General features: G+C 63.9%; 22 protein-coding genes and 1 pseudogene. 15 read left to right on the forward strand and 8 right to left on the reverse strand.

All coding sequences use genetic code 11. The features are described 5' to 3' along the window. Positions 1–5 precede the first annotated feature (5 nt). The 3 genes and pseudogenes from ACN4F8_RS04325 to ACN4F8_RS04335 form a co-directional block, all read right to left on the reverse strand. The gene (locus tag ACN4F8_RS04325) at positions 6–1,448 is read right to left on the reverse strand and encodes a sensor histidine kinase N-terminal domain-containing protein (RefSeq protein ID WP_419472416.1); all 1,443 of its coding nucleotides are present in this window, start codon (positions 1,446–1,448) and stop codon (positions 6–8) included. Positions 1,449–1,500: 52 nt separating this feature from the next. After that, entirely contained in the window at positions 1,501–2,175 is a 675-nt protein-coding gene (locus ACN4F8_RS04330; RefSeq protein ID WP_419472417.1) for a response regulator, read from the reverse strand. A gap of 225 nt (positions 2,176–2,400) precedes the next feature. After that, positions 2,401–2,883: pseudogene (locus ACN4F8_RS04335) on the reverse strand (MarR family winged helix-turn-helix transcriptional regulator); the annotation flags it as partial. Between the two features lie 136 nt (positions 2,884–3,019). On the opposite strand from ACN4F8_RS04335, the gene recA reads away from it, so the two are divergent. Next, on the forward strand, positions 3,020–4,135 hold the full coding sequence (gene recA / locus ACN4F8_RS04340; protein ID WP_419472418.1) for a recombinase RecA: 1,116 nt from the start codon (positions 3,020–3,022) through the stop codon (positions 4,133–4,135). A gap of 34 nt (positions 4,136–4,169) precedes the next feature. Next, positions 4,170–4,631, forward strand: a complete 462-nt coding sequence (gene recX / locus ACN4F8_RS04345) for a recombination regulator RecX (RefSeq protein WP_419472419.1) — start codon at positions 4,170–4,172, stop codon at positions 4,629–4,631. On the opposite strand, the gene argC is transcribed toward recX, so the two are convergent. Continuing rightward, positions 4,628–5,539, reverse strand: coding sequence for an N-acetyl-gamma-glutamyl-phosphate reductase (gene argC, locus ACN4F8_RS04350; protein WP_419472420.1), 912 nt, complete (start codon positions 5,537–5,539; stop codon positions 4,628–4,630). The genes recX and argC overlap by 4 nt on opposite strands. 189 nt (positions 5,540–5,728) lie before the next feature. Between argC and sucC the strand changes: the two genes are divergently transcribed. The 10 genes from sucC (at position 5,729) to ACN4F8_RS04400 (ending at position 17,984) form a co-directional block, all read left to right on the forward strand. Further along, the gene (gene sucC / locus ACN4F8_RS04355; protein WP_419472421.1) at positions 5,729–6,889 is read left to right on the forward strand and encodes an ADP-forming succinate--CoA ligase subunit beta; all 1,161 of its coding nucleotides are present in this window, start codon (positions 5,729–5,731) and stop codon (positions 6,887–6,889) included. A gap of 52 nt (positions 6,890–6,941) precedes the next feature. Next, positions 6,942–7,835 (forward strand): succinate--CoA ligase subunit alpha, encoded by an 894-nt coding sequence (gene sucD / locus ACN4F8_RS04360; RefSeq protein ID WP_419472422.1) that lies wholly within the window; start codon positions 6,942–6,944, stop codon positions 7,833–7,835. A gap of 233 nt (positions 7,836–8,068) precedes the next feature. Beyond that, positions 8,069–10,759 (forward strand): CHASE2 domain-containing serine/threonine-protein kinase, encoded by a 2,691-nt coding sequence (locus tag ACN4F8_RS04365; RefSeq protein ID WP_419472423.1) that lies wholly within the window; start codon positions 8,069–8,071, stop codon positions 10,757–10,759. A gap of 37 nt (positions 10,760–10,796) precedes the next feature. Beyond that, the gene (locus ACN4F8_RS04370; RefSeq protein ID WP_419472437.1) at positions 10,797–11,582 is read left to right on the forward strand and encodes a Stp1/IreP family PP2C-type Ser/Thr phosphatase; all 786 of its coding nucleotides are present in this window, start codon (positions 10,797–10,799) and stop codon (positions 11,580–11,582) included. Positions 11,583–11,627: 45 nt separating this feature from the next. Next, entirely contained in the window at positions 11,628–12,257 is a 630-nt protein-coding gene (locus ACN4F8_RS04375; RefSeq protein ID WP_419472424.1) for an FHA domain-containing protein, read from the forward strand. A gap of 45 nt (positions 12,258–12,302) precedes the next feature. Continuing rightward, positions 12,303–14,087, forward strand: coding sequence for a CHASE2 domain-containing protein (locus tag ACN4F8_RS04380; protein ID WP_419472425.1), 1,785 nt, complete (start codon positions 12,303–12,305; stop codon positions 14,085–14,087). Continuing rightward, entirely contained in the window at positions 14,084–14,887 is an 804-nt protein-coding gene (locus tag ACN4F8_RS04385) for an MBL fold metallo-hydrolase (RefSeq protein WP_419472426.1), read from the forward strand. Before ACN4F8_RS04380 ends, ACN4F8_RS04385 begins: the two co-directional genes overlap by 4 nt. 205 nt (positions 14,888–15,092) lie before the next feature. Further along, positions 15,093–15,608, forward strand: a complete 516-nt coding sequence (locus ACN4F8_RS04390) for a pilin (RefSeq protein WP_419472427.1) — start codon at positions 15,093–15,095, stop codon at positions 15,606–15,608. 58 nt (positions 15,609–15,666) lie between these two features. Next, entirely contained in the window at positions 15,667–16,440 is a 774-nt protein-coding gene (gene tfpZ, locus ACN4F8_RS04395; protein WP_419472428.1) for a TfpX/TfpZ family type IV pilin accessory protein, read from the forward strand. Continuing rightward, positions 16,440–17,984 carry a Wzy polymerase domain-containing protein gene (locus ACN4F8_RS04400; RefSeq protein WP_419472429.1) on the forward strand — a complete coding sequence of 515 codons (1,545 nt, stop codon included), beginning with the start codon at positions 16,440–16,442 and terminating at the stop codon, positions 17,982–17,984. Before tfpZ ends, ACN4F8_RS04400 begins: the two co-directional genes overlap by 1 nt. 32 nt (positions 17,985–18,016) lie before the next feature. Here the strand turns inward: ACN4F8_RS04400 and moaC are convergent, their stop codons facing one another. Continuing rightward, the gene (gene moaC / locus ACN4F8_RS04405; RefSeq protein ID WP_419472430.1) at positions 18,017–18,532 is read right to left on the reverse strand and encodes a cyclic pyranopterin monophosphate synthase MoaC; all 516 of its coding nucleotides are present in this window, start codon (positions 18,530–18,532) and stop codon (positions 18,017–18,019) included. Between the two features lie 136 nt (positions 18,533–18,668). Here moaC and ACN4F8_RS04410 point away from each other — a divergent pair, with 136 nt between their 5' ends. Continuing rightward, entirely contained in the window at positions 18,669–20,303 is a 1,635-nt protein-coding gene (locus tag ACN4F8_RS04410) for a M48 family metalloprotease (protein ID WP_419472431.1), read from the forward strand. 7 nt (positions 20,304–20,310) lie between these two features. On the opposite strand, the gene ACN4F8_RS04415 is transcribed toward ACN4F8_RS04410, so the two are convergent. Both ACN4F8_RS04415 and ACN4F8_RS04420 read right to left on the reverse strand, forming a co-directional pair. Further along, complete coding sequence (locus ACN4F8_RS04415) at positions 20,311–20,655, reverse strand: phage holin family protein (RefSeq protein WP_419472432.1); 345 nt, start codon at positions 20,653–20,655, stop codon at positions 20,311–20,313. A gap of 25 nt (positions 20,656–20,680) precedes the next feature. Next, positions 20,681–21,406: a TerC family protein gene (locus ACN4F8_RS04420; RefSeq protein WP_419472433.1), complete on the reverse strand. Its 726-nt coding sequence runs from the start codon at positions 21,404–21,406 to the stop codon at positions 20,681–20,683. 403 nt (positions 21,407–21,809) lie between these two features. Between ACN4F8_RS04420 and ACN4F8_RS04425 the strand changes: the two genes are divergently transcribed. Continuing rightward, entirely contained in the window at positions 21,810–22,211 is a 402-nt protein-coding gene (locus ACN4F8_RS04425; protein ID WP_419472434.1) for a DUF3717 domain-containing protein, read from the forward strand. Positions 22,212–22,218: 7 nt separating this feature from the next. Here the strand turns inward: ACN4F8_RS04425 and purB are convergent, their stop codons facing one another. After that, positions 22,219–23,652 carry an adenylosuccinate lyase gene (gene purB / locus ACN4F8_RS04430; RefSeq protein WP_419472435.1) on the reverse strand — a complete coding sequence of 478 codons (1,434 nt, stop codon included), beginning with the start codon at positions 23,650–23,652 and terminating at the stop codon, positions 22,219–22,221. A gap of 110 nt (positions 23,653–23,762) precedes the next feature. Between purB and ACN4F8_RS04435 the strand changes: the two genes are divergently transcribed. After that, positions 23,763–23,974: glutathione S-transferase N-terminal domain-containing protein (locus tag ACN4F8_RS04435; RefSeq protein ID WP_419472436.1), on the forward strand; the 212-nt coding region annotated here is incomplete at its 3' end.

Here is a 23,974-nt window from a genome sequence, read left to right on the forward strand (position 1 = left end):
CTGCGCTATTCCTGCACGATCTGTGGCTTGGTCGGTGTGAAGCGCACCGACACCCGCAGACCGCGCCGGCCGCGCTCCGGGTGCGCGTCTTCCATCGACACCGTGGCGCCGTGCTGCTGCGCGATCTCCAGAACGATCGCCAGGCCGAGACCCGAGCCGTCGACGTTGGTGCCCAGCGCCCGGTAAAACGGCTGCATCACGAACTCGCGCTCGTTCTCCGGAATGCCCGGGCCGTCGTCTTCCACCTGCAGGATCTGCACGCCGCTGAAACGGTCCAGCAGCACCCGCACCGTGACCACGCCGCCCTGCCCGGTGTAGTGGATTGCGTTGTCCACCAGGTTGCGCACCATCTCCTGCAACAGCGTCGGGTTGCCGTCCATCAGGCAGTCATCGGGGATGTCGTCCGGGCCCTCGAAGCCTAGGTCAATGCCCGCCTCCAGCGCGCGCGGCACCGAGTCCTGCACCACGTCGGGCACCAGCCGGGCTAGGTCGATGCGGGCGCTGGGCAGCGTGCGGCCAGTGGTCTCGGCGCGGGCCAGCGCCAGCAATTGGTTGACCGTGTGCGTGGCGCGTGCACTCGATCGCGCGATCTGCTGCAGCGAGCCCCGGATCTCCACCGGATCGGTCTCGCGCTGCGCCAGCTCGGCCTGCATGCGCAAGCCGGCCAGCGGCGTCTTGAGCTGGTGCGCGGCGTCGGCCAGAAAACGTTTCTGCGTGGTGAGCGAGGCCTTGAGCCGGGTCAGCAGGTCGTTGATCGAGGACACCAGCGGCGCCACCTCCTGCGGGATGAACGACTCCTCGATCGGGCTCAGGTCGTCGGGTTTGCGTGCGCGGATGCGCTGCTCCAGTTCGTTGAGCGGGCGGATGCCGCGCACCAGCGCCAGCCACACCAGCAGCACCGCCAGCGGCAGGATCACGAACTGCGGCACCATCACGCCCTTGATGATTTCGGTGGCCAGCGTCGAGCGCTTGCCCTTGGTCTCGGCCACCTGCATCAGCACCAGGCGCTGGGGATCGTTGCGCGCCAGCCAGGTGTAGGCCACCCGCACGCTGTCGCCGCGCACCACGTCGTCGCGCAGCAAGACCCGCCCCGGCTCGGGAGCTTCGTTGTCGCGCGGCGGCGGGAAGTCGAGCTCACCACTGATGAGCGCGCCGCGCGGGTCGAGCACCTGGTAGTACACGAGGTCGCTGTCGTCGGCGCGCAGCAGGTCGCGCGCCTGCGCGTTGAGCTTGAAGGTGATCTGCTCGTCCTCGCGCACCACGAACTGGGTGAGCGCCTGCAGGTTGAATTCGAGTGCGCGGTCAAACGGCTTGCTGGCGATGCCCTGGGCGACAAACCAGGTGAGGGCCAGCGACAGCGGCCACAACAGCAACAGCGGCGTGAGCATCCAGTCCAGGATCTCGCCAAACAGGCTGCGCTGTTCGCGCTGGAACAGGCCGAAGGACATCGGCGCCGACCGCTTCTCCGCCGGGGGCAGCGGCTCGCTGAAGACCCGACCGTCAGCTGGCGATTTTTTCAAGGCAGTAGCCCAGGCCGCGCACCGTGGCGATGCGGATCGGACCCTTTTCGATCTTCTTGCGCAGGCGGTGGATGTAGACCTCGATCGCGTTGTTGCTCACCTCTTCGCCCCATTCACAGAGCCGCTCGACCAGCTGGTCCTTGCTGACCAGGCGCCCGGCGCGTTGCAGCAACACTTCCAGCAGACCCAGCTCGCGCGCCGAGAGTTCGACCATCTTGCCGTCGATGGTGGCCACGCGGCCGGCCTGGTCGTATTCGAGCGGGCCGTGGCGGATGGTGTTGGTGCTGCCGCCCATGCCGCGCCGGGTGAGTGCGCGCACGCGCGCTTCGAGTTCCTGCAGCGAAAACGGCTTGGCCATGTAGTCGTCGGCGCCGTAGTCCAGGCCTTTCACGCGCTCTTCGATGCTGTCGGCGGCGGTGAGCACCAGCACCGGCAACGCGGAGCCGCGCGAACGCAAACGTTTCAGCACTTCCAGACCGTGCAGTTTCGGCAGCCCGAGGTCGAGGATCAACAGGTCGAATTCGTTGTTGGTCATCAGGGCGGCGTCGGCCTCGTTGCCGCTGGACACGTGGTCCACCGCAGCGCCGGCCGCGCGCAGGCTGCGCAACAGGCCGTCGGCCAGGACCTGGTCGTCTTCTGCAATCAGGATGCGCATGGGGAGTCTCCTGTGGACCGTCGGTGCGGTCGTTCTCGTGGTTGTGCGTGCCTTGTGCATGACCAGCGCCGGTGGCCGCACAGAACGGTTTCATTTTAGGGTTGGGCTGCCACGCGTGAAGAGGCCTCATCCAGAAACACCGCGGAACCGGCTCTGCCGGGCCGCAGGTGTTGCCCCGCGGGGGGAAGCGCCGAAGGCGCTGCGGGGGGAGCTTGTTTCCGATCCATAGGCTTCCAGACCCAGCGCCACCACGGTGGCCACCGCGTCGCCCACCTGCGAGCGGAACTCGGCCTCGGCCTGCGCCACCGCCGTGCGAAAGGCGTCCAGCCAGAGCAGGCCGGTGTCGGTGAAGACGATGCGCCGCGCCCGCGCGTCGCGCGGGTCGGGCTCGCGCCGCACCAGCCCCCAGGCCTCGCACTGCGTCACCAGATCGCCCATGGCCTGTTTGCTCATGCCGGCCTGGTGCGCCAGCTCGGTCAGGCGCGAGCCGTGCAGGCCCAGGTGGCGCGTGATGTGGATGTGCGCGGCGCCGACCTGCGCGCGCGCTGCCAGGTGCGAGAGCGCCAGCGGCACGTTGGCGTCGTGCGCCATCAGGCTGAGCACGCGCTCGTCAAAGCGGCGCAGCGCCAGGCCCATGAGCCGGCCGAGGTGGCCGCCGCGCCAGCGGTCGTCGGGTTCTGAGGGTGTTTCAGCGGCGGTGTCGGTCATCGGCAAATGGTAAGGCAAACTGACCAAATAACAGATGGATTGATTTCAACCCGCCTGTAAACTGCTGTTCAAGCATCCAGCCTGTACACAACCACACAGGCCTTGCCAACCCTTCCAACCAGCCCAGGAGCCCCCCATGGACGCAGCCGTCAAGCCCAATCCCCTCAACAGCGAAAAAGCCAAGGCCTTGCAGGCCGCGCTGGCCCAGATCGAAAAGCAGTTCGGCAAGGGCACCATCATGCGGCTGGGCGAAGGCGAGGTGATCGAGGACATCCAGGTGGTCTCCACCGGCTCGCTGGGACTGGACATCGCCCTGGGCGTCGGCGGCCTGCCGCGCGGTCGGGTGGTCGAAATCTACGGCCCGGAATCCTCGGGCAAGACCACGCTGACGCTGCAGGTGATCGCCGAGATGCAGAAGCTCGGTGGCCAGTGCGCCTTCGTCGACGCCGAGCACGCGCTGGACATCCAGTACGCGCAGAAACTCGGCGTGAACCTGCAGGACTTGCTCATCTCGCAGCCCGACACCGGCGAGCAGGCGCTCGAAATCGTCGACAGCCTGGTGCGCTCCGGCGCGGTCGACCTGATCGTGGTGGACTCGGTGGCCGCGCTCACGCCCAAGGCCGAACTCGAAGGCGAGATGGGCGATTCGCTGCCCGGCCTGCAGGCCCGTCTGATGAGCCAGGCGCTGCGCAAGCTCACCGCGCACATCAAGAAGACCAACTGCATGGTCATCTTCATCAACCAGATCCGCATGAAGATCGGTGTGATGTTCGGCAGCCCCGAGACCACCACCGGGGGCAACGCGCTGAAGTTCTACGCCTCGGTGCGCCTGGACATCCGCCGCACCGGCACCATCAAGAAGGGCGAGGACGCGATCGGCAACGAGACCAAGGTCAAGGTGGTCAAGAACAAGGTGTCACCGCCCTTCAAGACCGCCGAGTTCGACATCCTGTTCGGTGAAGGCATCAGCCGCGAAGGCGAGATCCTCGACCTGGGCGTGGTGCACCGCGTGGTGGAGAAGTCGGGCGCCTGGTACGCCTACAACGGCGAGAAGATCGGCCAGGGCCGCGACAACTCGCGCGAATTCCTGCGCGAGAACCCCGAGTTGCGCGTCGAGATCGAGAACAAGGTGCGCACCGAGCTGGGCGTTCCGCTGCTGCCGGTGGATGAGGCGCCAGCGCCTGCCAAGGGTGGCAAGGCTGCAAAAGCCGCCAAGGCCGCGGCGACCGACACCGCGCCGCTGGCCGAGTGAGGTGTGCTCACGGCCAAGGCCGTGAGCATTCGACATGGGCTTTGACCAGATATCCCTCAAAGGCCGCGCGCTGCGCCTGCTCTCGGGCCGCGAGCACTCGCGCGCCGAGCTGCAGCGCAAGCTCAAAGCGCACGAGACCGAACCTGGCGAGCTGGCGAAAGCGCTGGACGAGCTGGAGGCCAAGGGCTTCATCAACGAACAGCGTGTGCTCGAATCGGTGGTGCATCAGCGCTCGGCCAAGCTCGGCGCATCCCGCGTGCGCCAGGAATTGCAAGCCAAGGGCCTGAATCCCGAGGCTGTGGCGCAAGCGGTTGCAGATCTGCAAGGCACCGAGGTGGCGCGCGCCCGCGAGGTCTGGCGCAAGAAGTTTGGTCAGCTGCCCGCCGATCTGGCCGAGCGCGGCAAGCAGATGCGGTTCCTGGCCTCACGCGGATTTGGCGGTGAAGCGATCCGGCGCGTGGTGCAGGGCGCCGAAGACGACGACGCCGGGCTCTAAAGCCCGAGCATCAATTTCAGGTTTTGCACTGCGGCGCCGCTGGCGCCTTTGCCCAGGTTGTCCAGCCGGGCCACCACCACAGCGTGGTGGGCCGCCTCGTTGCCGAACACCCGAATCTCCAGCTTGTTCGTGTCGTTGAGCGCCAGCGCGTCGAGCTTGCCGCTTTCGGTGGCAGCCTCGGCGCTCACCCATTCACTGCCCGCATAGTACTTCGCATAGATGGCATGCAAGTCGGCCAGCGTGGGCTTGCCAGGCAGGGTGTCCAGGTGCAGCGGCAGCTCCACCAACATGCCTTGGGCAAAGTTGCCCACGGCCGGCATGAAGATGGGACGGCGTGTGAGGCCGGTGTAGGCCATGATCTCCGGAATGTGCTTGTGCTGCAGACCCAGCGCATACAACTCGTAGGCGGGCGCTTCGCCCTTCTCGTACGCCTCGATCATGGTGCGGCCGCCGCCCGAGTAACCGCTCACCGCCGGCAAACAAACCGGGTGATCGGCAGGCAGCACGCCGGCGTCCACCAGAGGGCGCAGCAAGGCGATGGCGCCGCTGGCGTAACAGCCCGGGTTGGCCACACGACTTGCCTTCACCACCGCTTGACGCTGATCGATCGCGAGCTCGGGAAAACCGAACACCCAGCCCGGCGCGGTGCGGTGCGCCGTGGAGGCATCAATGATCTTGGGCTGGTGGCCGACCATCGCGTCGATCATGGCCACCGACTCGCGCGCCGCGTCGTCGTGCAGGCACAGGATGACCAGATCCACCTGGGCCATCAACTCGCGTTTGGCGGCCGGGTCCTTGCGATGCTCGGGTGCGATGCTCACCACCTCGATGGCGGGCATGCGCTGCAGCCGCTCGCGAATCTGCAACCCGGTGGTGCCGGCTTCGCCGTCGATGAAAACCTTGGCCATGGCCGGTCCGCCTTGTCAGTGAGGGTTCAGGAGAGCGTCCAACAATCGCCGCGCGTTCAGTGGCTGCAGCGAGCGATTTTGGTGCGATGCACCATGATACAGTTCCCGGTTGCTGTTTTTCAGTGCCATCCCTACGGCCCCCGATACGGTCGGTCGACGATCCCTCTACCCATTCCTGAGAGAGCCCTCATGAAGATCCACGAATACCAAGGCAAGGAAATCTTGCGCCAGTTTGGTGTGCCGGTGCCCCGCGGCATCCCGGCTTTCACGGTGCAGGAGGCGGTCGAAGCCGCCCAGAAACTGGGCGGCCCCGTGTGGGTGGTCAAGGCCCAGATCCATGCCGGTGGCCGTGGCAAAGGTGGTGGCGTCAAAGTGGCCAAAACCGTTGAAGACGTCAAGCGCATCGCCGGTGAAATCCTGGGCATGCAGCTCAAGACCCACCAGACCGGTCCCGAAGGCCAGAAGGTGCGTCGCCTCTACATCGAAGACGGCGCCGACATCAAGAACGAACTCTATGTGTCGCTGGTGACCGACCGCGCCACGCAAAAGGTGGCGCTGATCGCATCCAGCGAAGGCGGCATGGACATCGAGGAAGTGGCGCACTCCACGCCCGAGAAGATCGTCACCGAGATGATCGATCCGCTCGCCGGCATCACCGAGGCACAGTCCCGCAAGGTGGCTGCGGCCATCGGCCTGACCGGCGCCTCCGTGGACCAGGCGGTGGACATCTTCGCCAAGATCTACAAGTGCTACATGGACACCGACGCGTCGCTGGTGGAGATCAACCCGCTGAACTGCGACTCCAAGGGCAACCTGATGGCCCTGGATGCGAAGTTCAACTTCGACGCCAACGCGCTGTTCCGCCACCCCGAGATCGTGGCCTACCGCGATCTGGACGAAGAAGATCCGGCCGAAGTCGAAGCGTCCAAGTTCGACCTCGCCTACATCAGCCTGGACGGCAACATCGGCTGCCTGGTCAACGGCGCCGGTCTGGCCATGGCCACCATGGACACCATCAAGCTGTTCGGAGGTGAGCCGGCCAACTTCCTGGACGTGGGCGGTGGCGCCACCGCCGAGAAGGTCACCGAAGCCTTCAAGATCATGCTCAAGAACACCAAGGTCAAAGGCATCCTGGTCAACATCTTCGGCGGCATCATGAAGTGCGACACCATCGCCACCGGCGTGATCACCGCCTGCAAGGCGACCAACCTCAGCGTGCCCCTGGTCGTGCGCATGAAGGGCACCAACGAAGAGCTGGGCAAGAAGATGCTGGCCGAATCCGGCCTGCCGATCATCGCGGCCGACACCATGGCCGAAGCCGCGACCAAGATCGTCGCAGCCGTTAAGTAATGACCTTGGGGGCAGCCCTCAGCGCTGTCCTCAACTGACTAGGAAATACACCATGTCGATCTACATCAACAAAGACACCAAGGTCATCACCCAGGGCATCACCGGCAAGACCGGTCAGTTCCACACCGAAAAGTGCCAGGAATACGCGAACGGCAAAAACGCCTTTGTGGCCGGCGTGAACCCGAAGAAGGCCGGCGAGTCGATCTTCAACATCCCGATCTACGCCTCCGTCAAGGAAGCCGCATCACAAACCGGCGCCACCGTGTCGGTGATTTACGTGCCGCCCGCTGGCGCCGCTGCGGCCATCTGGGAAGCCGTTGAAGCCGACCTGGACTTGGCGATCTGCATCACCGAAGGCATTCCGGTCAAGGACATGCTCGAAGTGCGCAACCGCATGAAGGCCAAGGAAGCCGCCGGTGGCAAGAAAACCCTGCTGCTGGGCCCGAACTGCCCCGGCCTGATCACGCCAGACGAGATCAAGATCGGCATCATGCCCGGCCACATCCACCGCAAGGGCCGCATTGGCGTGGTGTCCCGTTCGGGCACGTTGACGTACGAAGCCGTGGCCATGCTGACCGAAGTGGGTCTGGGCCAGTCCAGCGCGGTGGGCATTGGTGGCGACCCCATCAACGGCCTCAAGCACATCGACGTGATGAAGGCCTTCAACGACGATCCTGACACCGACGCCGTCATCATGATCGGCGAGATCGGTGGCCCGGACGAAGCCGAAGCCGCCCTGTGGTGCAAGGCGAACATGAAGAAGCCCATCGTCGGCTTCATCGCCGGCGTCACAGCGCCTCCCGGCAAGCGCATGGGCCATGCCGGTGCGCTGATTTCCGGTGGTGCCGACACGGCCGACGCCAAACTCGCCATCATGGAGGAGTCGGGTTTCATCATCACGCGCAACCCGTCCGAACTGGGCAAGCTGCTCAAGGCCCAGCTGTGAAACAGCTCCGGGGCTGACGTGAAAAAGGCAACGCTTGCGTTGCCTTTTTTTTCGCTTGCGGCGTGTGTTCGGCGTCAAACGCACAGATCTGCTTGCTCCAAGGGCTGGCCATGAAACAGAATGCAACCACTCGGGCTCAACGCTGGCCGCTGATGCCCGACGTCTTGTGTAGGGTTGCGCTCCGATGCGTGCTCGACAGCCCGCAGTGAAACCAACCTGATCATTCGTCATCCGTGTCCACCCACCAACGCCAGAGCCGGCCCAAGCGAAAACGCCCCCTGTGGCGTTCGGACGCCGCCATGGGGCTGGCCGTGGTCGCAGCGGTGTTCCTCCTGCACGCCGCCACGGATTTTTTTGGTGGTCTGGAGCGCCGCTTCTTTGATCTGGCCAGCACGCAGACCAGCCGCCTGCCCAGCGACCGCATTGCCATCATTGCCATCGACGACCAGAGCATTGCCAACATCGGTCGTTGGCCCTGGCCGCGCGAAGTGCACGGCCAGCTGATCGATCAGCTCAGCGCCGCCGGTGCCAAGACGGTGGCGCACACCGCGTTCTTCTTCGAACCCCAGACCGACCGGGGCCTGGTTCAGCTGCGTGAACTGCGTGGTTTGCTGGACGGTTCTGCAACCGGTGGCGCGCCATTGAACGATCTGGGCGACGCCGGACGCCAGCGCTTGCTGGGCTTCATCGGGCAGGCCGAGCAGCGGCTTGATTCCGACGCCCGCCTGGTGGCCAGCATGGCACGTGCGGGCAATGTCATCGTGCCGTCGGTGTTTGAACTGGGTGAGTTGCAAGGCCGAGCCGATCAGCCTTTGCCCGCGTTCGCGCAGCGCAGCGCGGTGCCCGACAACTCGGCTTTCGGCGTGCCCGCCCTGCGCTCACAACAACCGTTGCCAGCCATTGGCGAGGCCGCCCGAGCCGTGGGCCACCTCAACCAGCTGCCCGATGTCGATGGGTCGGTGCGCCAGGACGGCTTGCTGGTCCACTTCGACGGCTTCGCTGTTCCCTCCATGGGCCTGGCCATTGCAGCGAACAGCCTGAACCTCACGGCCAGCGACATCCAGCTGTTGCCCGGCGAGGGTGTGCAGCTCGGCCGCAGCCTGATTCCGACCGATGATGCGGCCCGCCTGCTGCCGCAGTTTTATCCCGACCGCGACGGCAAACCCGCGTTCGCGGTGGACTCGTTCTACGACGTGCTCTCCGGCCGCATCCCGGCCACCAAGTACGCCGACAAGATCGTCATCATCGGCGCCACCGCTGCGGGCGTGGGCACCTTGTTCACCACGCCGGTGTCGGCTGCCATGTCGCCCGCCACCATCCTGGCCCACATCACCTCCAGCATCCTCGGCGGTCACCACATTGCGCAGCCGGTGTGGGGTGGCCTTGCGGTGCTGTTGGCCTTGTTGCTGATCGTGGGCTATGTGGTGTGGTTGCTGCCCCGGTTGTCGGCCGCCGCAGGCGCGGCCTGCACCGCCGTGTTGTTCGTGGCGTTGCTGGGCGCAGAGTTCGGTTTGTTGTCGGTGGCGGCCACGTGGTTGCAACTGGTCTTTCCGGCCGCGCTCTTGCTCATCGGGCACCTGGCGCTCACCACCCGGCGTTTCCTGGTCACCGAGGCGGGCAAGGCGAAGTCCGACGAAGAGTCGGCCGAGACCAACCGCATGATGGGCCTGGCGTTGCAAGGTCAGGGCCAGCTGGACATGGCGTTTGACCGCATGCGCCGCGTCCCTTTCAGCGACGCGCTGATGGACAACCTCAAACACCTCGCACTGGATTTCGAGCGCAAGCGCCAGTTCAACAAGGCCGAGGCGGTGTACGAACACATGGCCAAGCTCGACCGCACCGATGCCGATGTGCAGCGCCGTTTGAAGCGCGCCAAGAACCTGTCGGAAACCGTGGTGCTCGGCGGCGGTTCATCGCACCCGGGCGGCACGCTGCTGCTGGACAACGGCGGCGTTGAAAAGCCGATGCTGGGCCGCTACCAGGTGGAGAAGGAACTGGGCAAGGGCGCAATGGGCGTGGTTTACCAAGGGCGCGATCCGAAGATCGGCCGCACCGTGGCCATCAAGACGCTGGCGCTGAGCGCCGAGTTCGAAGGCTCCGAACTCGTGGATGTGCGCGAGCGCTTCTTTCGCGAGGCCGAAACCGCAGGTCGCCTGCAGCACCCCAACATCGTCACCATTTTTGACGCCGGCGAAGAACACGACCTTGCCTTCATCGCCATGGAGTTTTTGCCGGGCCGTGATCTCGTGGAGTTTTCGCGTGCGGGCAATTTGCTTCCCGTGTCCACCGTGCTGGGCATCGGCGAACAGGTGGCCGCCGCGCTGGACCACGCGCACCGCCAGCAGGTGGTGCACCGCGACATCAAGCCCGCCAATGTGATGTACGACCCGACGACCCAGTCGGTCAAGGTGACCGACTTCGGCATTGCGCGCATCACCGGATCGAGCAAGACCAAAACAGGCATGGTGCTGGGCACGCCCAGCTTCATGTCGCCCGAGCAGCTTGCGGGGCTGCATGTGGACGGCAGATCCGATCTCTATTCACTGGGCGTGATGCTGTTCCAGCTGCTCACCGGCGTGCTGCCGCTCAAGGGCGATTCGATGGCCGCGCTGATGTACCAGATCGCCAACCAGCCCGCACCCAGCGTGCGCAGCCTGCGCCCCGAGCTCCCGCAAGCCCTGGCCGACGTGCTGGACCGCACCCTGGCCAAATCGCCCGGTGACCGCTATCAGACGGGGGCCGAGCTGGCTGCCCAGCTGCGGCGTTGCATCCATCCTGGTGATGATGCAGCCCCGCCGTCACATCACCCCGACGCGAGCGGCGATGACCCGTTTGAAGCCACGCAGGCCCTGCCGCGTGACGCAGAAAACGCCATGGCTGCCACGCTTGTCACGCCTCGCCCCGACTCGGCACGCGGTTCCTGAAAAGACAGCATCGTTCTGCGGGTATAACTTGAACACTATGAATTTTGAGTATTTTTGTCTGACCGACCCGGGTCTGGTTCGAGACAACAATGAAGATTCGGTGTCGCTCGATGCCGAGAACCAGATCGTGGTGTTGGCCGACGGCATGGGCGGCTACAACGCGGGCGAAGTCGCCAGCGCCATGGCCACCACCTTCATCAAGACCGAACTGGGACGCTGGATGGCCGAGGGTGGCCATGAAGCGAGCGTGCGCGAGCTGCGCCGGGCGATGGAGATCTGCATCGACAACGCCAACCGCTCCATCTTCAACGCCGCCAACTCCAATCCGCAGTACGCGGGCATGGGAACCACGCTGGTCATGGGCGTGTTCCTGGGCGTGCGGGCCATGATCGGCCACGTGGGCGACTCGCGCTGCTACCGCCTGCGCGAGGGCGGCTTCACCCAGATCACGCGCGACCATTCCTTGTTGCAGGAGCAGATCGACGCCGGACTGATCTCGCTCGAACAGGCGCAATACGCCACCCACAAAAACCTGGTGACGCGCGCGCTGGGCGTGGAAGACACGGTGTTGCTCGAAGTCAACGAATACCGGGTGGAGGATGAAGATCTCTACCTTTTTTGTTCGGACGGCCTCAGCGACATGATGAGCGACGAGCGCATCGCCGCCATACTGGTCACAGCAGGCACGCTGGAAGAAAAAGCCCAGGCCCTGGTCGACGCTGCCAACGACTGCGGGGGGCGGGACAACATATCGGTGATACTGGCGTATGCTAGATCCAAGCCGGTGCGCAAGGGCATACTTTCGCGCATGCTGGGCAAGTAACTCAGACTTCCACCAACAAATCTACAGGTTCCAGAGGAGTCGGCCATGCCGAAAATGATCGTTTCCATCGACGGTGTCGTCATCAAGGAAGTGCAGCTCACCAAAGACCGCACCACACTCGGCCGCCGTCCCTACAACGACATCGTGATCGACAACCTGGCCGTCAGCGGTGAGCACGCTGTCATGCAGATGTCCGGCAGCGACGTGTTCCTCGAAGACCTCAACAGCACCAACGGCACATACGTCAACGGCAAGGCGATCAAGAAGCAGCAGCTGCAAAGCGGTGACACGGTCGAGTTCGGCAAATACAAGATCAAGTTCGTGCACGAAGGCGCCAGCGAGAGCCACGAAAAGACGATGGTGATCAATGCGGGCTCGGTCGTGGCGCCAGAGCCCACGGTGGCCATGGTGGTCGCCAACGCCGCCATCAAGGTCATGTCGGGCACCGCAGCCGGCCGCGAGGTGCCGCTGGTGAAAGTGGTCACCACCATCGGCAAACCCGGTGTCGCCGTGGCCGCCATCACCCGCCGCCCCCATGGATTCGTGGTCGCGTTGGTCGAAGGTGTGCAGAAGCCCACCATCAACGGCAACCCCATCGGTACCGACGCGGTCAACCTGCGCCACGGTGACATGTTGGAGTTGGCCGGAACCAAAATGCAGTTCGTGCAGCAATAACCCCACCTCCGCCCGCTTTGCCTCTGTCGCGAACGACCGGGGCGCGTGACCACCACGGTCCAGGTCGCGGGCCGCCCCACCCTCATGCTGCAGACCTTGAAACAGCGCGGTCTGCGCTCCCTGATCACATTGATCCCGCTCGGACTGGCCCTGCTGCATGCGCTGGGCTTTGTTCCGACCGATGCGCTCCATCGGCTCGACCACCAGTTGTACGACGTCCGTCTGCGCGCCAGCATGCCTGGCACGTTTGAATCGCGCGTGGTCATTGTGGACATCGACCGTGCGAGCCTTCAGGCGGTGGGGCCTTGGCCTTGGCCGCGCGACCGGGTGGCCGGCTTGGTGAACACGCTGTTTGAGCAGCAAGACATCGCGCTGCTGGCTTTCGACATCGTGTTTCCCCAGCCCGACCCGCTGGCAGGAGGCGATGCCTTGTTGGCCGACGCGCTTCGGAACCGCCCGGTGGTGCTGGGCTACTTTTTCAGCAACGAGCCGGCCGCCCGCACCAGCGGCGTGTTGCCAGCCCCGGTGCTGGCGGCCGATGCTTTGCGGGGTCGCCCGGTGCGCATCACCCATTGGGATACAGCCGAATCCAACATCCCGGCGTTGGCCCAGGCGGCTCCGCAAGCGGGCGCTTTCAATGCCCTGCCCGACAAGGACGGCGTGGTGCGTTCCCTGCCGTTGCTGGCCGAGCACGAGGGCCGTGTGTATGAGTCGCTGGCCCTGGCTGTTTTTCGCCGGGTGCTGGGCAACCCTGCGGTCGAGCCCGGGTTTGCGTCGGGGTTCATGATGGCGCGCCGCTTCAGCGGCCTGGAGAGCCTGCGCCTCCAGCACGGCGGGCAAACCGCCGCCATCCCGGTGGATGAGCGCGTGTCAGCTCTGGTGCCGTACCGTGGACGTGGGGGCCCCGAGGGTGGATCTTTCGCATATGTCTCGGCCGCCGAGGTGCTGTCAGGGCGGCTGCCCGCAGAGCAGTTGAAAGGCAAGATCGTGCTCATGGGCACGACCGCGCCTGAACTCAAGGACCTGCGCCTCACGCCCGTGGGTGCCGACTACCCCGGTGTCGAAACCCACGCCAACCTCATCACCGGCTTGCTGGACGGACACCTCCCCGTCAAGCCCGACTACGCGATGGGCTACGAGCTGGTCGTCCTGGTTGCGTCGGGCCTGTTGCTGGCCATCGCCCTGCCTCGCCTGGGGTTGTGGTCGGGCGCGGCGCTGGGCGTTGCCGTGCTGGCGGTGGTGGCTGGACTCAACACCTGGCTGCATCTGCGCCAGGGACTGGTGTTGCCGCTGGCCGCCACCGTGTTGATGGTATTGACCGCGACCTTGCTGGGGCTGTCCAGCGCTCGCATCGGGCGATTTTTTGGCGGACAAGCCGGCTGGCCCGCCACGCTGAGCCCAGCCGCTCTGCGCGCCATCTACGGTGTCGATCAGGTCGTCACCGACCACGACCGAGAGCGTCAGCCCGATCTGGTGTGGCAGGAGATCGATCGCCTGACCGTGGTGCCGGGTGGTGCGCCCATTGCCCTGTACACCCCCCTCGGCACCACCCACGACCTGCCCGCCGATGTGCGGGACGAACTGCGACTGTGGCAGCAAGCCCTGCGGGCATGGCGCGCTCAAGACTGGGATGCGTGCGACGTCCATCTGCTCAACCTGCAGCGGCAAAATGCCAAAAAAGTCCTTTACCGCCTGTACGCGCAAAGGGTAGCCTTCCGCAGGCAGTTGCCGCTGGCTCCCGCATGGGACGGCACAACGCCGATCGAAACCCTTCAAGCCCCGCAACCCGGGACCGGCGCGGCCGGCCACACCATGCCAAACAGCCAATGAGGGTACGCGTGCTGGGGTGCTCCGGAGCCATTGCCCATGGCTGCCGCACCACCTCGTTTCTGCTCGACCACGACGTCCTGATCGACGCCGGCACCGGCGTGGGCGACCTCACGCTGGACGAAATGGCGCAGATCGACCACGTGCTGCTCACGCACTCGCACCTGGACCATGTGGCGTCTCTGCCGCTCATGCTCGATGCCGTGGCCGCCCGCAGGCTCTCTGCCGGTGCACAGCCACTCCAGGTGCACGCCTTGCCCGGCACCATCGCCGCCCTGAGGGCGCACATCTTCAACAACCTGATCTGGCCCGACTTTTCGGCCATACCGAGCGCCGAACGCCCGCTCATGCGCTTCGTGCCCATCGCAGTGGGGGATGTGCTGCAGGTGTGTGACAAGGCGGTCGAAGTGCTGCCGGCGGTGCACACCGTGCCGGCGGTGGGCTTTGCTGCCAACACGCCATCGGGCCATTGGGTGTTCAGCGGCGACACCGGCCGCAACCCCGCCTTCTGGCAGCGCATCAACCAGTTGCATGTGGCCCAACTGGTGATCGAAACCGCCTTCAGCGACCGCGAAGAAGCGTTGGCCCAACGCAGCCTGCACTTGGCGCCAGGCCTGCTGGCCGAAGAGCTGGCGCAGATCGACAGCCACCAGCACTACCCGATCTACATCACCCACACCAAGCCCGCCGAAACCGGCCTGATCATGGACGAGATCCGCCGGTTCGACGATGTGCCTCAAGCCGCAGACAACACCCGCCACGACATCCGCTGGCTCAGCGCCGGACAGACCTTCGAGCTCTGAAAGCGCCCACGGCCGGGTGACAAAAACGGTCGAGGCTGGCCGAGGTGACAAAAAACGTCGGTCAAGAACCGGCCCAGATGTCACAAACCGTCACTGGTAGGCCGTGAAGCGTGAAATAGACCGCAAAAAACACCCCAGTTTCAGTTGGCACGCCGTCTGCTCAGTAGAACGCGTTCCCAACCCAAACCCCCAAGGAGTTTTTTCCATGAAGCGTTCCATGCAAAAAGGTTTCACCCTGATCGAACTGATGATCGTGGTGGCCATCATCGGTATTTTGGCTGCTGTGGCTCTGCCGGCTTATCAGGACTACACGGTTCGTGCGCGTGTTTCTGAAGGTCTGGTCGGCGCTTCTGCTGCTAAGGTTAACGTTCAGGATGTGTTGTCTTCAGGCAACCCACAACTTGATGCGAGCGGATACGCTGGTGGATTTACCGCCCCGGCAGCAACGCGAAATGTTGCCTCGATCGTAATTACTCCCAACACCGGTGTGATCACCATCACCACCACCGCCGCCGCAGGCGCAGGTGTGTTGACCATGACACCCAATGCTCCGACTGGTGTGGTTCTTCCTCCTGCTGCTGGTGTCACTTTCACGCCCCCTGCGCAGTCAGTTGCATGGCGTTGCTCCGCAGCTGGCGCTGGTGCCGCAGGCTTCGTGGGCATTCCAGCGCCCGTTGCTACACAGCTTGCAGCTCGTTTTGCGCCCTCTGAATGCAAGTGAAGTTATCTACATGCTAAAAAAGAGCGCTTCGGCGCTCTTTTTTTTGGAGAGTTCAAGAATGTCTTTGAGCATCAGAATTCGGTCGGCAACGCGCATTGCCTTGCTGCATTTTTCCGCCAGTCTTCTGGTGGCGCTGGGCGTTGCGTGGCTGGTTTTTGTCGCATGGTTCCCCGGTGCATTGCGCGAACTCACCAGTGGCGTTGAACTTTTTTTCATCCTGATGGCCGTGGATGTGGTCTGTGGTCCGGTGCTCACACTGGTGCTCTACAGCCCCGCCAAATCGAGGAAAAAGTGGTCGCTGGATCTTGGACTGATTGTGCTCATCCAGCTGACAGCCCTGGTGTACGGATTGGGTCAGGTTGCCAGTGCGCGTCCAGTCTTCGTGGCGTTTGAAGGAGACCGCTTTCGTATTGTCCAAGCGCTGGATGTGAATGCCGACCGTTTGAGCGAGGCACCCTCAGAACTGCAATCTTTGAGTTACTTGGGGCCCAAAGTCATTGGCGTGCGCTTGGCAAAGTCCGGTGATCCTGACCATTTGCCCAGTCTGCAAATGTCCATCCAGGGACTGCATCCAGCCTTTCGTCCTTCGCGTTGGCGGAACTACGAATCCCAGTTTCCTGAGGTGTTGGCGCAACTCAAACCCTTGGATGAACTTCGCGCCAAAAACGCCGAGAAAGTGAACTTGCTCAATGCTTCGCTGGCTGAATTGAAGTTGAATAGCGAACAAGTGGGATATCTGCCCCTCGTGCTCGATGTGGTCACTGATTGGGTGGTGTTGGTGGATCGCTCGGATGGCCGGCTGCTCGCTTACCTGCATTTGGATGGATGGTGATGATTCTGTTCTCGTCGGCAACCACACTCAAATCTGAATCCACAAGCGGCAAGCGTGGGCCGGCTGGTTCGTCGGTTGCCGTTGCAGCCTGCTGTTTTTTGGTGGCCTTGCCTTGGTTGTGGCCCTTGCTGTACGGACCGAAAAACGAACTGTGGCCGAATCTTGTGGCGTGGTCATCTGGAGCTGCGCTGTTCGTGCTCTTGCCATGGACACGTGAGCGGGCAGCCATTGCAATTGCCACAGGCTGGCTCTTGGCCGCTACAGTCAGTGCGGCGATAGGGCTATTGCAGTTCTTTGATCTTGAGAACAAATTTTCTCCGTGGGTGCTGTTGACGAGACCAGGTGACGTGCTCGCAAACGTCCATCAAGTCAATTTGCTCGCAACATTGTTGGGCGCAGGTTTGTTGAGCCTTTGGTGGATGGTGACGAATCGGCGCCTCAAGCCCTTCTTGGCCAGCACCATTGCTGTGCTGCTGATTACTTCCCTAGCAGCGACCGCATCTCGTACAGGGATGCTTCATGCCATTCTGGTGTCTGGGCTGCTGCTGTATTGGGGACGACTCGATCGGCGAGTTGCGGTTGCGGTTGCTGTCGGACTCCTTCTCTACGCACTCGCGGCCGTGTGTCTGCCGTGGCTGCAGCAAACCCTGGGCGTTGCCTCTGGCCGGGACCTGGTTAGCCGGTTTGCTGTGACATCTCCGTGCTCCAGCCGGAAGGTGATTTGGTCGAACGTGCTGCAACTGATATCAATGAAGCCTTGGACAGGCTGGGGCTGGGATGGGCTTGCATACGCCCACTACATAACGCCATACGATGGTCTTCGATTCTGTGAAAAGTTATCCAATGCACATAACTTGCCGCTTCAACTTGCCGTCAGTATTGGCTTACCTATGGCTCTGTTGATGATTTTGACTTTAATGTTGTTTGTATTGAAATTCAAACCATGGAATGCTCAAGAATCGTCAGAACAGCTTGCTTGGGGGGTGCTGCTGCTGTTGGGCTTGCATAGCATGCTTGAATATCCATTGTGGTTCGGAGTACCTCAATTGATGGCTATATGTGCAGTCTGGCTGATTTGGCGGAGCAATCGCAAAAATCTGGCCGGCATGTCTGAACTCTTCATAATTTTTTCGTCGTTTCCGGTACGAGCTGCATTGTCGGCGCTAGCGCTCGCTGGCTTGACCTATGTTGCCTGGGATTACTTCAAGGTGACACAACTCTTCTTGACCAGCGTTGATCGGCACGAAAGCTATCGATCAGAAACTCTGAAAAAGGTAGGAAAAAGTTGGCTGTTCCAATCCTATGTGCTTTACGCGGTTGTGAACACGACCAAAGTAGACGCGGCCAACGCTAGCTTGGTGCTCGATGCAGCACTTGAGGTACTCAAGGATTTTCCTGACCCTGAAATCATTATCAAAGTGATTGAGGCTGGGAATATGAATGGTGAGACAAGCTTGGTTGAGCTTCACACCGAGCGTTTTAGAGCGGCATGGCCAAAAGAATTTTCCGAATGGAGTGCAGCGAGGTTGAGAGAAGCTAAGTGAAACTGAAGAAAACAGCTTCTTGAAGATGTCATTCAGACATCCGCCACAAACCGCCCACTCTTCCCCCCCATCTTCTCCATCAACCGCACCCCCCCGATCACCATCCCCCGATCGACCGCCTTGCACATGTCATAAATCGTGAGCAGTGCAACTGAAACGGCGGACAGGGCTTCCATTTCCACGCCGGTCTGACCCGTGCATTCCGCAGTCGCGCGGCAGAGCACGCTGTGGGTTTCGGGCTCGATCTCGAACTCGACCGCCACGCGGGTCAGTGCGATCGGGTGGCACAGGGGGATGAGGTCGCTGGTTTTTTTGGCGGCTTGAATGCCGGCGATGCGGGCGATGCCGAGCACGTCGCCTTTTTTGGCGTTGCCGGCCTGAATGAGTGCCAGGGTCTCGGGGAGCATGGTGATGCGGCCTTCGGTCACGGCGACTCGGCGGGTATTGGCTTTGTCGCCCACGTCCACCATGTGGGCCTGGCCCTGGGCGTCAAAGTGGGTGAGCGGACTGGACGGTGGGCTGGCGGCGGGCGGGTTTGTAACGGACATGGTGTGTGTTTTGCACGGGCTTGACTGAACCGGGGCGGCTTGGCGGCATCATACGGCGATGCGTTTCATTCCCCAGACCTCACGGTCGACGACCCCGACACGTCCGCGCAGACTTCGCCTGTGGTCCCTCGGTGCGGTGATCGTTGCTTCGACCACGTTGTTGCCGGCTTCGTTGTCGAGCGCGCAAGGTGTCACCGAGCCAGCCAACACGTCAGCTTTGCCCGGCCTGGGTGGCGCCGAGGGCATGTCGATTTCAGCGGAGCGGCGCCTGGGCGACCGGATCGCGCGCTCCATTTACCAAGACCCGGACTACCTTGACGACCCTTTGTTGGTCGACTACTTGCAGGCGCTCTGGCAGCCGCTCATGGGTGCCGCGCGGGCCCGTGGGGATGTGCCGCCGGAGCTGGCCGAGCGCCTGGCCTGGGAGCTGATGATTTCTCGCGACCGCACGGTCAATGCATTTGCGATGCCGGGGGGTTATCTGGGTGTGAATCTGGGCCTGCTGGCGGTGACCGATCGGCCGGAAGAGGTGGCGTCCGTGCTGGCGCACGAGCTCAGCCACGTGTCGCAGCGGCACATTGCGCGCCTGATGACGCGCGAGGAACGCATGGCGCCCTGGATGATGGGCGCGATGATCCTCGGCGCGCTGGCCGCCGGCTCCAACGCGCAGGTGGCGGGCGCGGCGATCGCTGGCAGCACGGCGGTGGCGGCGCAGTCGCAGCTGAACTTCTCGCGCGACATGGAACGCGAGGCTGACCGGGTGGGCTTCGGTGTGTTGTCGGGTGCTGGTTTTGATGGCCAGGGCTTTGTGACCATGTTCGACAAGTTGCAGCAGGCCTCGCGGCTGAACGATGACGGTGCCTTTCCCTACCTGCGCAGCCACCCGCTGAGCAGCGAGCGCATCGCCGACATGCGTGCCCGGTTGCCTCAGGGGCCGGTTGCCCCAGCGACGGCGCCCGGCCCGGCCTCCGCGGCGGGCTCGGCAACGCCGGCCATGGCTGCTGGTCTCAAGCTGGATCTGCCGGGTCTCAGTGCCGACAACACCAGCCTGCCCGCCGCTGGTGGGCGGCCCGGACCGAGCGTGGCGGTGCACAGCCTCATGTCGTCTCGCGCCCGTGTGCTGGCCGAAAACGGGCCCGACCGCATGCGCAGCTGGCTGCAGGTGGGACGGGCGGCCAACGCCAAACCGGGTGAGCGCTACGCGGCCACCCTCTCGGCTTTGCGATTGGGCCAGCGCGACCTTGCGCTGGAACTGGCGCACAAGCTGCGCGATTCGGCCACACCCGACACCCGCTTTGTGGCGGATGCCCTGATGCTGGAGTTGCTGCTGTCGCCGGCCACCTCGCCCGCCACACCGGCACAGACCGCCTTGCTGGCCGAACTGCGGGACCGGTTTCTGGGCAGCAGCGCGCGCGCTGGTGTTTTGCTGGGTGCGCAGGCGGCCATGGCTTCAGGCGAACCGCAGCGGGCGGTGAGCCGGCTGCAAAGCTGGGTGGTGCTGCAGCCGCGCGATGCGCTGGCGTGGCAAACCCTGGCCCGTGCCTACCAGGTGCAGGGTCAGCCCCTGCGTGCGGTGCGGGCCGAGGCCGAGGCACGGGCTGCGCAGCGCGATTACGCCGGCGCTGCAGACCGCTTCCGCGCGGCCCAGTCACTGCCGGTGGCGCAGCGCAACGCCGACCCGATGGAGCTTGCCATCGTCGACAGCCGCCGGCGTGAAGTGGAAGCGCAGTTGCGTGAAAGCGTGCGCGACGAGGAAGAAAGCAAGCGCTGAGCGCTTGTCAGAGCACGGCTTTGACCGCCGCGTCCACCACCAGCATGAGCGCCGAGTAGATCAGCGAGCCCAGCAGCGCGGCCCCGAAGCCGCTGACGCCAAAACCGTCCATGAGGCTGGCCGCCGCCCAGAACAGCAGCGCATTGATCACGAACAGGAACAGGCCCAAGGTGATCACCGTCACCGGCAGCGTGAGGATCACGAGCACCGGGCGCAGCACCACGTTGAACAGACCGATCACCGCCGCGGCAATGAGCGCGGCGGTGAAGCTCTGGATCTGCACCCCCGGGTAGAGGTAGGCCACCAGCAGCAGGGCGCAGGCTGCCAGCAGCCATTTGACGATGAGTTTCATCGGGTCAGCTGGCTTGGGTCCGATCTCAGTGCGCCGGTGCGGCCTTGGCCTGACGCGATGCCACGTACTTGCCGATCACCAGCACGATCAGAGCGCCGGCGACCGAAGCACCGTACTTGACCATGTCGTTTTGTGGCAGCTTGAGCATCCACTGCCATTTGTCCGGGTTGGCCATCACCGGGTCGGACACCAGCATGCCGCCGGCGATCCAGCCCAGCAGCATGCCGCCGGCGGTGATGATCATCGGGAAACGCGCCATCAGCTTGATGACCAGCTGGCTGCCCCAGACGATGATCGGGATGGAGATCAACAGACCCAGCACCACCAGCAGCATCTGGTGTTCGCCCGCGTTCTGCGCGGCACCGGCGATGGCAATCACGTTGTCCACGCTCATCACCAGGTCGGCCACGATGATGGTCTTGATGGCGGCCAGCAGCTTGTCGCTGGTGGCCAGTTCGCCATGGCCGTCTTCGTCGGGTGCGAGCAGCTTGACGCCGATCCACACCAGCAGGATCGCGCCGACGAACTTGAGCCACGGCAGGGCCAGCAGCGTCATGGCAAAGAAGATCAGGATGACGCGCAGGATGATGGCGCCGGCGGTGCCCCAGATGATGCCCTGGGTGCGTTGCGCGGGCGGCAGCTTGCGGCAGGCCAGCGCAATGACCACTGCGTTGTCGCCGCCCAGCAGGATGTCGATCATGATGATCTGCCCGAGGGCGATCCAGAAGGGAAGCGAAGTCAGGAAGTCCATAAATTCCTCGTTGTCGTTTGTTCAAAAGAGCGGGGCGCGGGGCATCTTGTGATCGACCGAGGCCCGTCTCTCTCACCTGCGGGCGCTGTCGCGCTGGCGAAGGGTTAGGACAGTGCCTTGATCGACCCGCGGTGAGCCCATCAAAGGTCTTGCTCGACACGGTGACAGGGTCACCAGGCCCGGGTTGCCGGAAGCCAGGGGCTTCGTATTGACGACAAACCGACTGTCCGGCGCGTCAGGGCGCGGGGCCTTGGGCGCTGGAGCGGAGAGCTACTCCCCTTCGAAGCCCGCGATTGTACTGGGCTGTCCTTCTTGAACGCGATACGCAGTTCCCACAGCGCCCGCGCGGGCTCAAGGCCGGGACCGATCTGGCTATGATCGGCCTCCCTCCAGAGACCCACCCATGGCCGGCATCCACATCACCGACATCGAAGCCGCGATCAATTTCTGGCGCGAGCGCGCGCCCTCGCCCGACGGTGTGGCCCTGCCCAAGCCCACGCGCGCGCTGGCCGAGGTGTATGCCCTGATGGTGTATTTCCATGAAACCGAGGCCGACGAGGCCACTTTGCCCGGCGCCGCGCGCGAAGCCTGGCTGACGTGGTACGACACCACGCCCGACACACCGTGCATCGCCATCTGCTCCACCAGCCAGGGCGACGAGGTGTGCAAGGGCTGCGGCCGCCTCTTTGACGAGGTGCAACGCTGGACGGAGATGTCGCCCGGCGAAAAACGCGCCACCTGGCGGCGCATCACCATCGAAGACGACGCCTGGCGCTTCAACCGCTACGCGGAGCGGGCGCGGTGAATCGAGCTCAGACCCGTTTGGCCAACTCGGCCGCCTTGCCGGTGTAACTGCCCGGCGTCATGGCCAGCAGCCGCTCTTTTTCCGACTCGGGAATCTCCAGGCTGCGGATGAGCCCGTGCAGGGCTTCGGCCGTCACGGTCTTGCCACGCGTGACTTCCTTGAGCTTCTCGTAAGCGCCCGACACACCGTAGCGGCGCATCACGGTCTGGATCGGCTCGGCCAGCACTTCCCAGGCCTGGTCCAGGTCGTCGGCCAGCGCTTCTTCGTTGATCTCCAGCTTGCCCAGGCCCACGCCCATGGCGTGGTAGGCCAGCACCGCGTAACCGAGGGCCACGCCCATGTTGCGCAGCACGGTGGAGTCGGTCAGGTCGCGCTGCCAGCGGCTGATGGGCAGCTTCTCGGACAGGTGGCGCAAGAGCGCGTTCGACAGGCCCAGGTTGCCCTCGGCGTTTTCAAAGTCGATCGGGTTGACCTTGTGCGGCATGGTCGACGAACCGATTTCGCCGGCTTTCAAGCGCTGCTTGAAATAACCCAGGCTCACGTAGCCCCAGATGTCGCGCGAGAGGTCGATCAGGATGGTGTTGGTGCGCGCCACCGCGTCGAACAGCTCGGCCATGTAGTCGTGCGGCTCGATCTGGATGCTGTAGGGCTGGAAGACCAGGCCCAGGCCGAGTGGCTCCGGTTGTTCGATCACGTTGCGGCTGAAGGCTTCCCAGTCGAACTCGGGCCAGGCGCTCAGGTGGGCGTTGTAGTTGCCCACCGCGCCGTTCATCTTGCCCAGCAGCTTCACGCTGGCGATCTTCTCGCGCGCGGCACTCAGGCGCACCACCACGTTGGCGATTTCCTTGCCGACGGTGGTGGGGCTGGCGGTCTGGCCGTGGGTGCGGCTGAGCATGGGCACGGCGGCGAAGGCGTGAGCCATCTCGCGCAGCTTGGTGATGACGGCGTCCAGCGAGGGCAGCAGCACCGCGTCGCGCCCGCCCTTGAGCTGCAGCGCGTGGCTGGTGTTGTTGATGTCTTCGCTGGTGCAGGCAAAGTGCACGAACTCGGCGGCTTTCTCCAGTTCGGGCCGGGCTTCGAACTTGGATTTGATCCAGTACTCCACCGCTTTCACGTCGTGGTTGGTGATCTTCTCGATGTCCTTGATCGCCTGGCCGTCGGCTTCGCTGAAGTTTTTCACCAGGCCCATGAGGTAGGTGCGTGCACCGGGTGACAGCGGCTTGAACTCGGCCAGCCCGGCGTCGGACAAGGCGATGAACCAGGCGATTTCGACCTGCACGCGGCGGTGCATGTAGCCCAGCTCGCTCATGAACGGGCGCAACTGGCCCAGGCGGCCGGCGTAGCGGCCGTCCAGCGGGGACAGGGCAGAAATGGGGGACAGGGCCGGGGAAGCGGCGGCAGCGGGGGTGGAGGCGGAGGGAGTTGGGGTGGTCGGGCGCATCCCGGGATTGTAGGAGGCGGGGGCTTTCGGTGGACCTTGTCAGCTGGGCCGAGGACCGGCTGGCTAAAATCGCGTTCCCACGGGCAACCGTCCTCACCTTGCAGTCCTCCATGAAACTCATCGGCGCCATCACCAGCCCTTACGTGCGCAAAGTGCGTGTCGTCATGGCCGAGAAAAAGCTGGACTACCAACTCATCCTGGAAGACGTCTGGTCGGCCGACACGCAGATCACCACCTCCAACCCGCTGGGCAAGGTGCCCTGCCTGGTCATGGAAGGTGGCGAAGCGGTGTTCGACTCGCGCGTGATCGTCGAGTACCTGGA

This window comes from Hydrogenophaga sp. (genome assembly GCF_048549895.1).
Taxonomy (GTDB): Bacteria; Pseudomonadota; Gammaproteobacteria; order Burkholderiales; family Burkholderiaceae_C; genus Hydrogenophaga.

Coding starts and splice junctions, on each gene's coding strand:
- ACN4F8_RS04325 (WP_419472416.1), bottom strand. CDS start 1,448: ATGTCCTTCGGCCTGTTCCAGCGCGAACAGCGCAGCCTGTTTGGCGAG.
- ACN4F8_RS04330 (WP_419472417.1), bottom strand. CDS start 2,175: ATGCGCATCCTGATTGCAGAAGACGACCAGGTCCTGGCCGACGGCCTG.
- recA (WP_419472418.1), top strand. CDS start 3,020: ATGGACGCAGCCGTCAAGCCCAATCCCCTCAACAGCGAAAAAGCCAAG.
- recX (WP_419472419.1), top strand. CDS start 4,170: ATGGGCTTTGACCAGATATCCCTCAAAGGCCGCGCGCTGCGCCTGCTC.
- argC (WP_419472420.1), bottom strand. CDS start 5,539: ATGGCCAAGGTTTTCATCGACGGCGAAGCCGGCACCACCGGGTTGCAG.
- sucC (WP_419472421.1), top strand. CDS start 5,729: ATGAAGATCCACGAATACCAAGGCAAGGAAATCTTGCGCCAGTTTGGT.
- sucD (WP_419472422.1), top strand. CDS start 6,942: ATGTCGATCTACATCAACAAAGACACCAAGGTCATCACCCAGGGCATC.
- ACN4F8_RS04370 (WP_419472437.1), top strand. CDS start 10,797: ATGAATTTTGAGTATTTTTGTCTGACCGACCCGGGTCTGGTTCGAGAC.
- ACN4F8_RS04375 (WP_419472424.1), top strand. CDS start 11,628: ATGCCGAAAATGATCGTTTCCATCGACGGTGTCGTCATCAAGGAAGTG.
- ACN4F8_RS04385 (WP_419472426.1), top strand. CDS start 14,084: ATGAGGGTACGCGTGCTGGGGTGCTCCGGAGCCATTGCCCATGGCTGC.
- ACN4F8_RS04390 (WP_419472427.1), top strand. CDS start 15,093: ATGAAGCGTTCCATGCAAAAAGGTTTCACCCTGATCGAACTGATGATC.
- tfpZ (WP_419472428.1), top strand. CDS start 15,667: ATGTCTTTGAGCATCAGAATTCGGTCGGCAACGCGCATTGCCTTGCTG.
- ACN4F8_RS04400 (WP_419472429.1), top strand. CDS start 16,440: ATGATTCTGTTCTCGTCGGCAACCACACTCAAATCTGAATCCACAAGC.
- moaC (WP_419472430.1), bottom strand. CDS start 18,532: ATGTCCGTTACAAACCCGCCCGCCGCCAGCCCACCGTCCAGTCCGCTC.
- ACN4F8_RS04415 (WP_419472432.1), bottom strand. CDS start 20,655: ATGAAACTCATCGTCAAATGGCTGCTGGCAGCCTGCGCCCTGCTGCTG.
- ACN4F8_RS04420 (WP_419472433.1), bottom strand. CDS start 21,406: ATGGACTTCCTGACTTCGCTTCCCTTCTGGATCGCCCTCGGGCAGATC.
- ACN4F8_RS04425 (WP_419472434.1), top strand. CDS start 21,810: ATGGCCGGCATCCACATCACCGACATCGAAGCCGCGATCAATTTCTGG.
- purB (WP_419472435.1), bottom strand. CDS start 23,652: ATGCGCCCGACCACCCCAACTCCCTCCGCCTCCACCCCCGCTGCCGCC.